This is a genomic window from Streptomyces sp. NPDC050439 (assembly GCF_040655335.1).
Taxonomy (GTDB): Bacteria; Actinomycetota; Actinomycetes; order Streptomycetales; family Streptomycetaceae; genus Streptomyces.
Genome location: NZ_JBFAJT010000001.1, coordinates 829,035 through 841,199, shown reverse-complemented (window position 1 = coordinate 841,199; position 12,165 = coordinate 829,035). Strand labels below are relative to the sequence as shown.

The following is a 12,165-nucleotide window of genomic DNA, read 5'->3' as shown; positions in this document are numbered from 1 at the left end:
TTTCAGACTCGATTGAGCATCAGAAATTAATTGGGGCAGCGGGATTCTCCGGGCGGGTGCCGAGGCATTCGGTTCTCCGGCCGGGGAAAGGGGAGAGGGATGACCTTGCCGGATTCCGAGCAATTCGACGTGGTGGTGGTCGGCGGAGGACCCGCCGGGTCCACGCTGGCCGCACTGGTGGCCATGCAGGGCCGACGGGTCCTGGTCCTGGAGAAGGAGTTCTTCCCGCGCCACCAGATCGGGGAGTCCCTGCTGCCGTCCACCGTGCACGGCGTGTGCAGGCTGACCGGCGTCGCGGACGAACTGGCCAAGGCCGGCTTCCCGCGCAAGCGGGGCGGCACCTTCAGGTGGGGGTCCAACCCGGACCCCTGGACCTTCTCCTTCTCCGTCTCCCCGCGCATGAGCGGGCCCACGTCGTTCGCCTACCAGGTGGAGCGCTCCAAGTTCGACGACATCCTGCTCAAGCACGCCCGCACCGTGGGCGCCGAGGTGCGCGAGGGCTGCGCGGTGCTCGACGTCGTCGCCGACGACGAGCGGGTCAGGGGCGTCACGTACACCGACGCCGACGGCAACGAACGCCGGGCCCTCGCCACCTTCGTCGTGGACGCCTCGGGCAACAAGAGCCGCGTGTACCAGCGGGTGGGCGGCAAGCGCGAGTACTCGGAGTTCTTCCGCAGCCTCGCGCTGTTCGGCTACTTCGAAGGCGGCAAGCGGCTCCCCGAGCCCAACTCAGGCAACATCCTGTCGGTCGCTTTCCCCAGCGGCTGGTTCTGGTACATCCCCCTCAGCGACACCCTGACGAGCGTCGGCGCGGTGGTGCGGCGTGAGATGGCCGAGAAGATCCGGGGCGACCAGGAGAAGGCGTTCATGGCGCTCGTCGACGAATGCCCCCTGATCGGCGAGTACTTGGCGGACGCCAAGCGGGTCACCACCGGTCAGTACGGCCAATTCCGCGTCCGCAAGGACTACTCGTACCACCAGACGACCTTCTCCCGCCCCGGGCTCGTCCTCATCGGCGACGCGGCCTGCTTCGTCGACCCGGTGTTCTCCTCGGGCGTCCATCTGGCGACGTACAGCGCGCTGCTTGCGGCCCGCTCCATCAACAGCGTCCTGTCCGAACGCGTCGACGAGGACGCGGCGTTGAAGGAGTTCGAGGCCCGCTACCGTCGCGAGTACGGCGTGTTCTACGAGTTCCTGCTGTCCTTCTACGACATGCACCACGACGAGGACTCCTACTTCTGGCAGGCCAAGAAGGTCACCAGGACCGAGCGGCCCGAACTCCAGTCGTTCGTCGAGCTCATCGGCGGTGTCTCCTCCGGCGAGCGCGTCCTGACCGACGCCGAGATCCTCGCCAAGCGCTTCTCGTCGGGCTCCGCGGAGTTCGCCGCGGCGGTCGACGAACTCGCGGACAGCACCGACGGCAGCATGGTGCCGCTGTTCAAGTCCTCGGTGGTGCGCGACGTCATGCAGGAGGGCGGACAGGTCCAGATGAGGGCCATGCTCGGCGAGGACGCCGAAGCGGAGGCACCCCTGTTCAGCGGTGGCCTGGTGCCGTCACCCGACGGCATGTTCTGGCAGCGGCCCGCATCCGGCCCGACCGCGTAGGCGGCAGCCGAACAGACAGAAGGAGGTCCGCGCATGGCGCGGCCGACAGAGCTCTCCATGCACAACCGCAGGGACCGTCTCGACCCGCTGCCCGAACTGGGCGAACTCAGCGCGAGGGCCCCGCTGTCCGAGGTCGAGCTCGGCGAAGGGCCAGGCTCGTCCACGGGCTGGCTCGTCACGGGCCATGACGAGGTGCGCGCGGTCCTGGGCGACGCGGAACGGTTCAGCACGGCGCCGCCCGCGGGCGGCAGCCGGCCGGTCCAGGCGGGCAACCTCATCCAGTACGACCCGCCCGACCACTCCCGGCTCCGGCTGCTGCTCACACCGGAGTTCACCGTCCGCCGGATGCGGAAACTGGAGCCCGCCGTCGAGGCCGTCGTGACGGACTGCCTGGACTCCATGGAGAAGGCGGGGCAGCCCGCCGACTTCATGCGGCACGTCGCCTGGCCCGTCCCGGGCCTCGTCATGTGCGAGCTGTTCGGCGTGGCACGCGACGACCGGGCCGAGCTCGCACGGCTGCTCAAGGTCAGCAGGCCCGCCTTCCGCGGCCGGCGACTCCAGATGACCGCGGGCGCCGCCTACCTCGCGTACGTCGACCAGCTCGTGGCCCGCAACCGGCGCGCGCCCGGCGACGACCTGCTCGGCAGGCTGGTGCGCCGGCACGGCGACGACATCGACGACGACGAACTGGTCGGCCTCACCGCGTTCGTCATGGGCTCGGGCGTCGAGAACATGGCCAGCATGCTGGGCCTCGGCATCCTCGCGCTGCTCGAACACCCTGATCAGCTCGCCCTGTTGCGCCGGTGCCCGCATCTGATCGACCAGGCCGTGGAGGAGTTCATCCGCTACCTGTCGATCATCCCGACGGCGTCACCGCGGACCGCCCGCGAGGACGTGCCCCTGGCGGGCGAGGTGATCAAGGCCGGTGACCAGGTGGCCTGTTCACTGTTCGCGGCCAACCGCGTACGCCCGCCCGGCGCGCCGTCGGATACCCTCGACATCACCCGCGAGGCCACCGCCCACGTGGGGCTCGGCCACGGCATCCACTACTGCATCGGGGCCTCCCTGGTGCGGATGGAGCTCAGGAGCGCCTACCTGGCGGTGCTGCGCCGCTTTCCCGCGCTGCGCTCCGCCGTGCCGCCGAAGGAAGTCCGCTTCCGGACGCAGGCGCCGTACGGCGTGGAGACACTGCCCGTCACCTGGTAGGGGAGCGATGACACCGACGACCGAGCCCGGCCCCGTCCACGTCCGCCGTGAACGCTTCGGCCCGGGAGAAGACCTGCGGCGGCTCTCCGCGGCACGCGCCGTCACCCGGATCGAGGTGGGGCCGGGCACCGACGGGATGCCCGTGTGGCTCGTCACGGGCCACGCGGAGGTACGCCAAGTCCTCGCGGACCACCGGCGGTTCACGACCCGGCGCCGCTTCGGGCCGCGCTCGCCGGCCGGGCGCGGGGAGGGGCCGCGGCCCGACGAGCTGATCGGGCAGCTCATGGACTACGACCCGCCCGAACACACCCGGCTCCGGCAAATCCTCACGCCCGAGTTCACCCTGCGCCGGATGCGCAGGATCGAGCCGGGCATCACCGGCATCGTCACCGAGCACCTCGACGCCATGGAACGCGCGGGACCGCCCGCCGAGCTGGTCGCCGCCTTCGCCTCGCCCGTCCCCGGCGCCGCCCTGTGCGAACTGATCGGAGTGCCCCGCGACGACCGCGGCGACTTCCTGCGCCGCTGCCACGCCTTCCTCGTCCCCGGCCGGGGACGGCAGCGGCGGGCGGCGGCCGGAGAGCTGCTCTCGCGGTACGTCGCCGCGATGGTGGCCCGGCAGCGGACCGACCCCGACGAGGGCTTCCTAGGCATGCTGATCCGCGACCACGGAAAGGACATCACAGACAAGGAACTGCGGGGCGTCTGCGTCCTGTTGGTGCTCGCCGGCCTCGACAACATCTCCGGCATGCTGGGCCTCGGCACCCTGCTGCTGCTCGGCCACCCCGACCAGCTCGCCGCCGTGCGCGACGACCCGGCGGCGGTGGACGGCGCCGTCGAGGAACTGCTGCGCCACCTGACCGTGCCGCACGCGCCGACACCCCGCACCGCGCTGGAGGACGTCACCGTCGGAGGTCAGCTCATCAGGGCGGGGGAGCACGTCCTGTGCTCGCTGCCGATGGCCAACCGTGACCCCGCGCTGCTCGCCGACCCGGACCGTTTCGACATCACACGCGAGCCGGGGGCCCATGTCGCCTTCGGCCACGGCATCCACCACTGCCTGGGCGCGGCACTGGCCCGGATGGAACTGCGCATCGCCTACCCGGCGCTGCTGCGGCGCTTCCCCGGCCTGCGCCTCGCCGTGCCGCAGGACGAGGTGCCGTTCCGCGCGCACGCGCTCGCCCACGGCGTGGAACGGCTCCCGGTCACCTGGTGACCCAAGAATGCGGAGGAGACGCACATGGACGTACGGGTCGACGTCGACCGCCACCGATGCGCGGGTTCCGGGCTCTGCATGGCCCAGGTCCCCGCGGTCTTCGACCAGTCGGACGAGGACGGCAAGGTCCTGCTCAACGTACCCGCACCGGGCCCCGAACTGACGCCGGCCGTACGCGCGGCGGCCGCACGGTGCCCATCCGGCGCGATCACCCTGCACGAACACGACACCGCCGCCCACTGACACGCGTTGCCCTGCCCGGCCGGCCCCGTTCTCTGGACTGCGCACCATACGCAGCCCCGTTGACGGCGACCGCACGGTGCCCGTCCGGCGCGAACACGACACCGCGACCCACTGACACCGCGTAGCCCTGCCCGGCCGGTACCGGTCTACGGGATGCGCACCGTACGCGGCTCCGTCGACGGCGGCCGTGCGGTGCCCGTCCGGCACCGCGGGCCGCTGACACCGACGAACCCTGCCCGGCCGGTCCCGGTCTACGGGATGCGGACCGTGCGCGGCTCCGTTGACGGCGGCCGTGCGCGCGGCGGCTGCACGGTGCCCGTTCGGCACCGCGGGCCGCTGACACCGACGTAACTCTGCCCGGCCGGTCTCGGTCTACGGGGTGCGGACCGTACGCGGCTCCGTTGACTGCGGCCGTGGCGCGGTGCCCGTCCGGCACCGTGGGCCGCTGGCACCGACGTAACCGTGGCCGGCCGGTCTCGGTCTACGGGGTGCGGACCGTGCGCAGTTCCCTCGCTGCCTCGATACCGGGGCAGCCCGCCAGCCCCAGCGCGTCGCGCAGTTCGTCGGCCAGCAGATCGAGGATCTGGCGGACGCCGGTCTCTCCGGCCGCGGCGAGTCCCCACACCGGCGGCCGCCCCACCAGCACTCCGTCGGCCCCCGACGCCAGCGCCTTGAGCACGTCCGTGCCGCTGCGGACGCCGCCGTCCACCAGGACCTCGCAGGCACCGCCGACGGCCGCCACCACCCCGGGCAGGGCCTCGATGCCGGGCAGCGCACCGTCGAGCTGACGGCCGCCGTGGTTCGACACCACGACGGCATCAGCGCCGACATCGGCGGCCCGCACCGCGTCCTCGGGCGCTAGGACCCCCTTCACCACCAGCGGGACACGGATGGCGGCGCGCAGTTCCTCCACGCACCGCCAGGTCACCGCGGGCGAGAATGCCTCGGCCGTGTGCGCGGCCACTGCCGAGCCCCCCGCCGACGAGCGGTGCGCCGCCGAGGCCGCACCGCCGTCGAGATGCGCCGCCCGCACATCGCCGGGCAGCGTGAAACCGTTGCGCACGTCCCGCGTGCGCCGCCCCATCCAGGGCACGTCGACGGTGAGCATCAACGCCTCACAGCCCGCGGCCTCGGCCCGGCGCGCCAGGTCCAGGGAGCGCCGCCGCTCACGGAGCCAGTACAGCTGGAACCACACCGTGCCGCCGACCGCCGTGACCTCCTCGACGGGGACGCTGCTCAACGTGGCCACAGTGAACGGCACCCCCGCCGCCTTCGCCGCCCGCGCGGTCGCCAACTCGCCCTCGGGATGCACCAGTCGGTGGTACGCGACCGGGGCGACGGCCACCGGCATCCGCACCGGGCGTCCGAGGAGCGTCGCGTCCGTGGCGCACCCCGAGACGTCCCTGAGCACCCGGGGCGCGACGAAGACACGGTCGAACGCCTCCCGGTTCGCGGCGAGGGACCGCTCCCGGCCACTGCCACCCGCGACGAAATCCCACACCTCGGGTGGCAGGGCCGCCGCAGCGGCCCTCTCGGCGTCCCCCAGATCGCGCACGGCCGCCGGCTCAGCGCGCCACACGCTGCCCGGTCCGTTCCAGCTCCACGGCCTCGTACAGCGCCTTGATGTTGGAGCTGCCGAAGGTCTGGGCGCCCTGGCGCTCGATGACCTCGTAGAAGATCGTGCTCCTCGGATGGGCCGACGCGGTGAAGATCTGGAACAGCTGGCCGTCGTGGTCCTCGTCGACGAGGAGGTTCGTCGCGCGCAGTTCGCCCAGCGTGTGGGACTTGAGGCCGATCCGTTCGGCGAGCAGTTCGTAGTACGTCGACGGGGTCCGGAGGAATGCGACACCGCGCGCGGACAGCGTGCGCACGGAGCGGACGGCGTCCTTGCTGGAGAAGGCGAGATGCTGGACCCCGGCGCCGTGGTGGCTCTTGAGGAATTCGTCGATCTGGCCGGGCTGCGCCAGCGGATCGGGCTCTATCAGCGTCAGCGTCACCGCTCCGGTCGCGCTCTGCACGACCTTGGAGTCCATCGCCTGGGCGCCGACGACGATGTGCTCCTTGAAGACCTCACGGAACCCCAGGGCCCGCTGATAGAAGCGCGCCGTCGCATCGAGGTCACCCGCGTTCAGGCACACCGCGATGTGGTCGATGTCGATGAGCCCCACCTCGCTGGTGCGCGCCTCGCGCGAGCCGAGCGCGGGAACGAAGCCGGGCGGTAGACCGGGACCTTCCCCCGGGGCCCGCTCGACCAGCGTGTGCACCACGTCGCCGAAACCGGCGACGGCGGCCGTCACCGCGGGGCCCTCGCCCGCGTGCCGGGTCGGCTGCCGCAGGGGACGCGCGCCGCCCGCCACCGCGGCGTCGAAGGCCGCGGACACATCGGTGGTGCGCAGGGCGATGTCGGCCACGCCGTCACCGTGCGTGGTCACGTACGTGGTGGCGGGGTGCCGTCCGGCGGTCGCCTCGGTGAGCACCAGGGTCATCCGTCCCTGGCGCAGGGCGATGCTGCGGTGCTCGGCGGATCCGCCGGTGCCGACGACCGTGAAGGCGTACTTGTCGACCCAGGCGAATACCGCGGCCTCCAGGCCGTCGACGTACATCTCGACATAGTCGATCGCGAGATCCGAGTGGTGATGGTGCGGGGCCGTTGCGGGTAAATCCGTCATCGGAGTCCTCGTGGGAAGAAGAATGCGGATTCTTGCTCTCGCGCCGGTTCACGGAATGCCGGAACAGCAGAAAGCGCGGGGCAGAATTTTCTTTGCGCGCCTATGCTACGACTGACTTCTTTGTGTCCGCACCTGTCAAGCCATTGCTGTGGATCTGTTGTCGGGAGACGCTGAAGTGATGGAAATCCTGCAAACTGAAATCGCCGTCGCGGAGTTGAACGCGGCCACCCTGCACGCGTCGCTGTCCGATGTGTCGATGGAGTCCATGAACCTCCTCAACCAGGTCGCCGACACCTATCCGGACGCGGTCTCGTTCGCGGCGGGACGCCCGTACGAGGGCTTCTACGACGTGGCGCAGATCCACGAACACCTTCAGGTCTTCTGCGACCACCTGCGGAGCCGGCTCGGTCTCAGCGAGGCGCAGACCGCACGCACGCTGTTCCAGTACGGCGCGACGAAGGGCATCATCGGCGACCTCGTCGCACGCAACCTCGCGGTGGACGAGGGCATCGACGCCGACCCGGCATCCGTCGTCGTCACGGTCGGCTGCCAGGAGGCGATGTTCCTTCTGCTGCGGGCGCTGCGCGCCGACGGCCGCGACGCCGTGCTCGCCCCCAGCCCCACCTATGTCGGCCTGACGGGGGCCGCGTTGCTCGCCGACATGCCCGTCCTGCCCGTGCGCACCGCGGCGCACGGCATCGACCTCGACGACCTGGTGGTCCAATTGCGCCGGGCACGAGCCGAGGGAAAGCGGGTCCGTGCCTGTTACGTTACGCCCGACTTCGCCAATCCGGTGGGCGTCAGTCTGCCGCTCGCCGACCGCCTCCGGCTCCTGGACATCGCCGCCGACGAGGACATCCTGCTCCTCGAGGACAACGCGTACGGCCTTCTGAACAGCGCCGCCGACCGGCCGCCCACCCTGAAGTCACTCGACCGCCGCCAACGCGTCGTCTATCTCGGCTCGTTCGCCAAGACCGCGATGCCGGGCGCCCGCGTCGGCTACGTGGTCGCCGACCAGCGGGTGACCGGCGGCAGTGGGGGCAGCGGTGGCAGCGCGGACGGCGTACTGCTCGCCGATGAGCTGTCGAAGCTCAAGAGCATGCTCACCGTGAACACCTCACCGATCGCCCAGGCCGTGATCGGCGGCAAACTCCTCGCCCACGACTGCAGCCTGGTCGTCGCCAACCGGCAGGAGACGGAGGTCTACCGCCGCAACCTGAGCCAGGTCCTCGAAGGGCTCGACCGGCGCCTCGGCAGCTGCCCCGGCGTCACCTGGAACGTGCCGACCGGCGGGTTCTTCATCGTGCTCACCGTGCCGTTCACCGTCGACGACAGCCTCCTGGAGTACGCGGCGCGCCGCCACGGCGTGCTGTTCACGCCCATGCACCACTTCTACGGCGCCTCGGCCGGGTTCCGCCAACTGCGCCTCTCCATCAGTACGTTGACACACGACCGGATCGAACGAGGACTCGACGGGCTGGCCGCGCTGATCCGCGAGCGCCTGGACGGTGAGGTCACGTGACGATCCGCACCCTGGCCGTCGTCGGCACCGGACTGATCGGCACCTCCGTGGCCCTCGCGGCCCGCGCGCACGGCGTGAGCGTCTACCTCTCCGACCGCGACGAGTCCGCAGCCCGCGCGGCGGCGGTGCTTGGCGCCGGACGGCCGGAGCTCCCGCGGGACCCCGTGGACCTGGCCGTCCTCGCGGTGCCGCCCAGCCAGATCGCCCCGGTCCTGTCCCAACTCCAGTCGCGAGCCCTCGCGTCGAGCTACACCGACGTGGCGAGCGTGAAGGCGCTCGCCGAGCGGGAGATCCTGGACACCGCCCCCGACCCGTCCCGCTACATCGGCGGCCACCCCCTGGCCGGCCGTGAAAGGTCGGGCCCGCTCGCCGCCCGCGCGGAGCTGTTCCGCGACCGGCCCTGGGTGCTCACCCCGACCCGCCTCACCTCCCGGGCCGCCTTCGGCCGCGCCCTGGAGCTCATCGCGCTGTGCGGCGCCGTGCCGCGCGTGATGCGGGCCCGCGCGCACGACGACGCGGTGGCGCTCACCTCGCACGCGCCGCACCTGGTGGCCAGCCTGATGGCGGCCCGCCTGCGGGAGGGCCCGGCGGACGCCACCCGCCTCGCGGGGCAGGGGCTGCGCGACACCACCCGGATCGCCCGCGGCGACTCCCGGTTGTGGAGCGACATCGTCGAGTCCAACGCGGCGGCGGTCGCCGACATCCTCACCCGGCTCCAGGAGGACCTCTCCAGCGTCGTCGCCGCCCTGTACGACCTCGCCGACCGCGAGCGGGGGCGGGAACTCTCCGGCAAGAGCAGGCACACGTTGGTGGACCTCCTCGACCGCGGGGCCGCCGGCGTGGGGGAGCTGGACGAGCCGCGCCCTGGACAGCCCGTGCCCTGTCCTCCGAGCTGAAGCCAGCGTCCTGGCAGGTGAGTCGGGGTGCCTCGCCGGCGCCTGTGGTGGGGTGTCGGTGAGGCTGTACGGGCGGTGTCGTTTGTATCCGCCGTGTGACCGGTGCCCGCGTAGAACTTGGCCCCATGTCCACCACACACAAGCGAACCGCACAGACACTGCTCGCGGCGTCGGCGCTCGTCGCCGGCGTCTTCCTCACCGGCTGCTCCGGTGACTCCTCGGCCGCTTCGTCGGACGACCCGAAGAAGCCGGACGCCTCGCCCACCAGCCCCTTCGACCAGGCCCTGGCCTTCTCCCAGTGCATGCGCGAGAACGGCGTGTCCGGGTTCCCCGACCCGCAGAAGGACGCGGGCGGCGGCATCGCGCTCACACCGGGCGGCGACGTCGATCCCAACTCGGCGGAGTTCCAGTCCGCCACGGAGGCCTGCCGCGACAAGATGCCCCAGGGCGGCCAGCTCGGCGGGGGCGGGGGCGGCGGCGAACCGCTGGACTCGGCGAAGGTCTCGGCCTGGGCCAAGTGCATGCGCGAGAACGGCCTGCCCAAGCTGCCCGACCCCGAGATCAACGGCGGCAACATGGCCCTCGACTTCGGCGCGAGCGGCATCGACCCCGGCAGCGACGAGTTCCAGAAGGCCAGGATCGCCTGCCAGGACAAGTGGCCCGGCGGCGGTCTCACGGGCTCCGGCGGCGGCGCCTGATGACCGCGCCCGACGAGACCCGTGAACGGCAACGGGACGATGAGGCAGGGGAGTTCGAGGAGCCTGAGGAGTCGGTTCAAGGCTCCGGCAACGGCTCCGGAGCCTTGGAGCTGCACGCGCCGGGCGAGGTGTCCGAGCGGATTCCCGGCGCGGTCGCCGCCGAGTCCGCGGAGACCGCCCCCGAGCCGGGCGGTGGCGATGACGACGACGGCGGCGAAGGGGCGACACCCCCGCCCGTGAGAGGCCGCAGGCGCCGCCCCCTGCGCATGTCGCTGATCGTCGTCGCGGCGATCGCCGTGGTCGCCGCGGCGGGCGCCGCCACCACCGGAGTCTTCGGCGACGACGGCTCCGGATCGGCGGGCGACGCCCCCTCCGCGCCGCCCAAGACCGCCGAGGTGGAGCGGACCACGCTGACACGCACGGAGACCGTGGACGGGAACCTCGGCTACGGCGACGCGACGGCCGTACAGGCCCCCGCCGCCACCAAGGCGGGCGCCGGGATCATCACCTGGGTCCCGGGTGACGGCGACACCATCAAGCGCGGCGGCACCGCCTACAAGGTGCAGGAGCAGAAGGTCCCGCTGCTCTACGGCTCCACCCCCTTCTACCGCCAGCTGGAGACGGGCACCGAGGGCAAGGACGTCGAGATCCTGGAGAAGAACCTCTCCGCGCTCGGCTACACCGGCTTCACCGTCGACGAGACGTACGACGCGGGAACCGCCGAAGCCGTACGGGACTGGCAGGACGACCTCGGTCGTGAGGAGACCGGCACCGTACAGCCGTCGGACGCAGTCATCGCCCCCGGCGCCCGGCGCGTCGCCGAGGTGAAGACCACGGCCGGAGCCCCGTCGAACGGACCCGTCCTCACCTGGACCGGCACCGAACGCACCGTCACCGTCGACCTCGACGTGCAGTACGAGGACATGGTCGAGAAAGGCACCAAGGCCACGGTGACCCTTCCCGACGACACCACGGTCAAGACCGAGGTGACCGACGTCGGCACCCCCACCACGCCGTCCCAGGAAGGCGGCTCCGAAGACTCGGGCGGTCAGTCCGGCGGCGCCGACAAGCCCACCCTGCCCGTGGAGTTGAAGGTCGAGGACCAGAAGGGGCTCGGCCGGTACCAGGCGGCCGCCGTGGAGATCTCACTGAAGGCGGAGACCCGAAAGGACGTGCTCGTCGTCCCCGTCAGCGCCCTGGTGGCGCAGCAGGGAGGCGGCTACGCCGTGGAGGTCGTCGGAGCGGACGGCAAGGTGAAGCCGCGGCCGGTGAAGGTCGGCATGTTCGCCGACAGCATGGTCGAGGTGTCCGGGGCCGGCATCACCGACGGCACGGTCGTGGGGGTCCCCAAGTGACCACTGCGGCGCACCCGGTGGTCGAACTGGCGGGAGTCTCCAAGACGTACGGCGAGGTCGAGGCGCTCAAGGGAGCCGAACTCGTCATCGGGCGCGGCGAGTTGCTCGCCGTCGTGGGACCCTCCGGTTCGGGGAAGTCCACCATGCTCAACATCATGGGCACCCTCGACCGCCCCACCACCGGCACGGTGCACATCGACGGCCACGACATCGCCCGACTCAGCGACCGGGAGCTCTCCGCGCTGCGCGCCGGGACGATCGGCTTCGTCTTCCAGCAGTTCCATCTCGCCCCCGGCGTACCGGCGCTCGACAGCGTCGCGAACGGGCTGCTCTACAGCGGCAGGCCGCGGGGCGAGCGCCGCGGACTCGCCGAGCGGGCCCTGCGCCGGGTCGGCCTCGGGCACCGCCTCTACCACGAGCCGCACCAGCTCTCCGGCGGCGAGAAGCAGCGCGTCGCCATCGCCCGCGCGGTCCTCGGCGATCCTCCGCTGCTCCTCGCCGATGAGCCGACGGGCGCTCTCGACTCCCGTTCCGGCGCGGTGGTGATCGAGCTCCTGCACGAACTGCACCGGGCCGGGACCACCGTCGTGGTCATCACCCATGACCGGGACATCGCGGGCTCCCTGCCGCGCGAGGTCCGGATCAAGGACGGCCGCATCGAGCAGGACGCCGCCGCCCTGCCGCCCGAGGAGGCCCTGCGATGAGCGTGACCAGGGAGCTGAGTACGACGGGTGAGCGGGGCACGGCGCGTGAAC

Annotated in this window: 11 protein-coding genes; 9 read left to right on the top strand and 2 right to left on the bottom strand. The window is 71.7% G+C overall.

The window, feature by feature from the left end:
- Positions 1 to 99: 99 nt before the first annotated feature.
- The 4 genes from AB0I66_RS03905 to AB0I66_RS03890 are packed head-to-tail and all read left to right on the top strand — an operon-like array spanning position 100 to position 4,270.
- The gene (locus AB0I66_RS03905; RefSeq protein WP_363206070.1) at positions 100 to 1,605 is read left to right on the top strand and encodes a tryptophan 7-halogenase; all 1,506 of its coding nucleotides are present in this window, start codon (positions 100 to 102) and stop codon (positions 1,603 to 1,605) included.
- A 33-nt stretch (positions 1,606 to 1,638) separates the two neighbouring features.
- Positions 1,639 to 2,811, top strand: coding sequence for a cytochrome P450 (locus AB0I66_RS03900; protein ID WP_363206069.1), 1,173 nt, complete (start codon positions 1,639 to 1,641; stop codon positions 2,809 to 2,811).
- A 7-nt stretch (positions 2,812 to 2,818) separates the two neighbouring features.
- The gene (locus AB0I66_RS03895; protein WP_363206068.1) at positions 2,819 to 4,027 is read left to right on the top strand and encodes a cytochrome P450; all 1,209 of its coding nucleotides are present in this window, start codon (positions 2,819 to 2,821) and stop codon (positions 4,025 to 4,027) included.
- A gap of 24 nt (positions 4,028 to 4,051) precedes the next feature.
- Complete coding sequence (locus tag AB0I66_RS03890) at positions 4,052 to 4,270, top strand: ferredoxin (protein WP_363206067.1); 219 nt, start codon at positions 4,052 to 4,054, stop codon at positions 4,268 to 4,270.
- A 481-nt stretch (positions 4,271 to 4,751) separates the two neighbouring features.
- On the opposite strand, the gene AB0I66_RS03885 is transcribed toward AB0I66_RS03890, so the two are convergent.
- On the bottom strand, positions 4,752 to 5,825 hold the full coding sequence (locus tag AB0I66_RS03885; RefSeq protein ID WP_363206066.1) for an alpha-hydroxy acid oxidase: 1,074 nt from the start codon (positions 5,823 to 5,825) through the stop codon (positions 4,752 to 4,754).
- Positions 5,826 to 5,835: 10 nt separating this feature from the next.
- Positions 5,836 to 6,939 carry a 4-hydroxyphenylpyruvate dioxygenase gene (gene hppD / locus AB0I66_RS03880; RefSeq protein WP_363206065.1) on the bottom strand — a complete coding sequence of 368 codons (1,104 nt, stop codon included), beginning with the start codon at positions 6,937 to 6,939 and terminating at the stop codon, positions 5,836 to 5,838.
- 178 nt (positions 6,940 to 7,117) lie between these two features.
- Here hppD and AB0I66_RS03875 point away from each other — a divergent pair, with 178 nt between their 5' ends.
- From AB0I66_RS03875 to AB0I66_RS03855, 5 genes are all read left to right on the top strand, one after another.
- Positions 7,118 to 8,461 (top strand): PLP-dependent aminotransferase family protein, encoded by a 1,344-nt coding sequence (locus AB0I66_RS03875; protein ID WP_363206064.1) that lies wholly within the window; start codon positions 7,118 to 7,120, stop codon positions 8,459 to 8,461.
- Positions 8,458 to 9,357 (top strand): prephenate dehydrogenase, encoded by a 900-nt coding sequence (locus AB0I66_RS03870; RefSeq protein WP_363206063.1) that lies wholly within the window; start codon positions 8,458 to 8,460, stop codon positions 9,355 to 9,357. The genes AB0I66_RS03875 and AB0I66_RS03870 overlap by 4 nt, the downstream gene beginning before the upstream one ends.
- 125 nt (positions 9,358 to 9,482) lie before the next feature.
- Positions 9,483 to 10,055: a hypothetical protein gene (locus AB0I66_RS03865; protein WP_363206062.1), complete on the top strand. Its 573-nt coding sequence runs from the start codon at positions 9,483 to 9,485 to the stop codon at positions 10,053 to 10,055.
- Positions 10,055 to 11,410, top strand: a complete 1,356-nt coding sequence (locus tag AB0I66_RS03860; protein ID WP_363206061.1) for a peptidoglycan-binding protein — start codon at positions 10,055 to 10,057, stop codon at positions 11,408 to 11,410. The genes AB0I66_RS03865 and AB0I66_RS03860 overlap by 1 nt, the downstream gene beginning before the upstream one ends.
- The gene (locus AB0I66_RS03855) at positions 11,407 to 12,114 is read left to right on the top strand and encodes an ABC transporter ATP-binding protein (protein ID WP_363206060.1); all 708 of its coding nucleotides are present in this window, start codon (positions 11,407 to 11,409) and stop codon (positions 12,112 to 12,114) included. The genes AB0I66_RS03860 and AB0I66_RS03855 overlap by 4 nt, the downstream gene beginning before the upstream one ends.
- Positions 12,115 to 12,165 lie beyond the last annotated feature (51 nt).

Excerpts from the sequence above, each read along its gene's own strand:
- AB0I66_RS03905 (WP_363206070.1), top strand. The coding sequence starts at position 100 with ATGACCTTGCCGGATTCCGAGCAATTCGACGTGGTGGTGGTCGGCGGA.
- AB0I66_RS03900 (WP_363206069.1), top strand. The coding sequence starts at position 1,639 with ATGGCGCGGCCGACAGAGCTCTCCATGCACAACCGCAGGGACCGTCTC.
- AB0I66_RS03895 (WP_363206068.1), top strand. The coding sequence starts at position 2,819 with ATGACACCGACGACCGAGCCCGGCCCCGTCCACGTCCGCCGTGAACGC.
- AB0I66_RS03890 (WP_363206067.1), top strand. The coding sequence starts at position 4,052 with ATGGACGTACGGGTCGACGTCGACCGCCACCGATGCGCGGGTTCCGGG.
- hppD (WP_363206065.1), bottom strand. The coding sequence starts at position 6,939 with ATGACGGATTTACCCGCAACGGCCCCGCACCATCACCACTCGGATCTC.
- AB0I66_RS03875 (WP_363206064.1), top strand. The coding sequence starts at position 7,118 with ATGGAAATCCTGCAAACTGAAATCGCCGTCGCGGAGTTGAACGCGGCC.
- AB0I66_RS03865 (WP_363206062.1), top strand. The coding sequence starts at position 9,483 with ATGTCCACCACACACAAGCGAACCGCACAGACACTGCTCGCGGCGTCG.
- AB0I66_RS03860 (WP_363206061.1), top strand. The coding sequence starts at position 10,055 with ATGACCGCGCCCGACGAGACCCGTGAACGGCAACGGGACGATGAGGCA.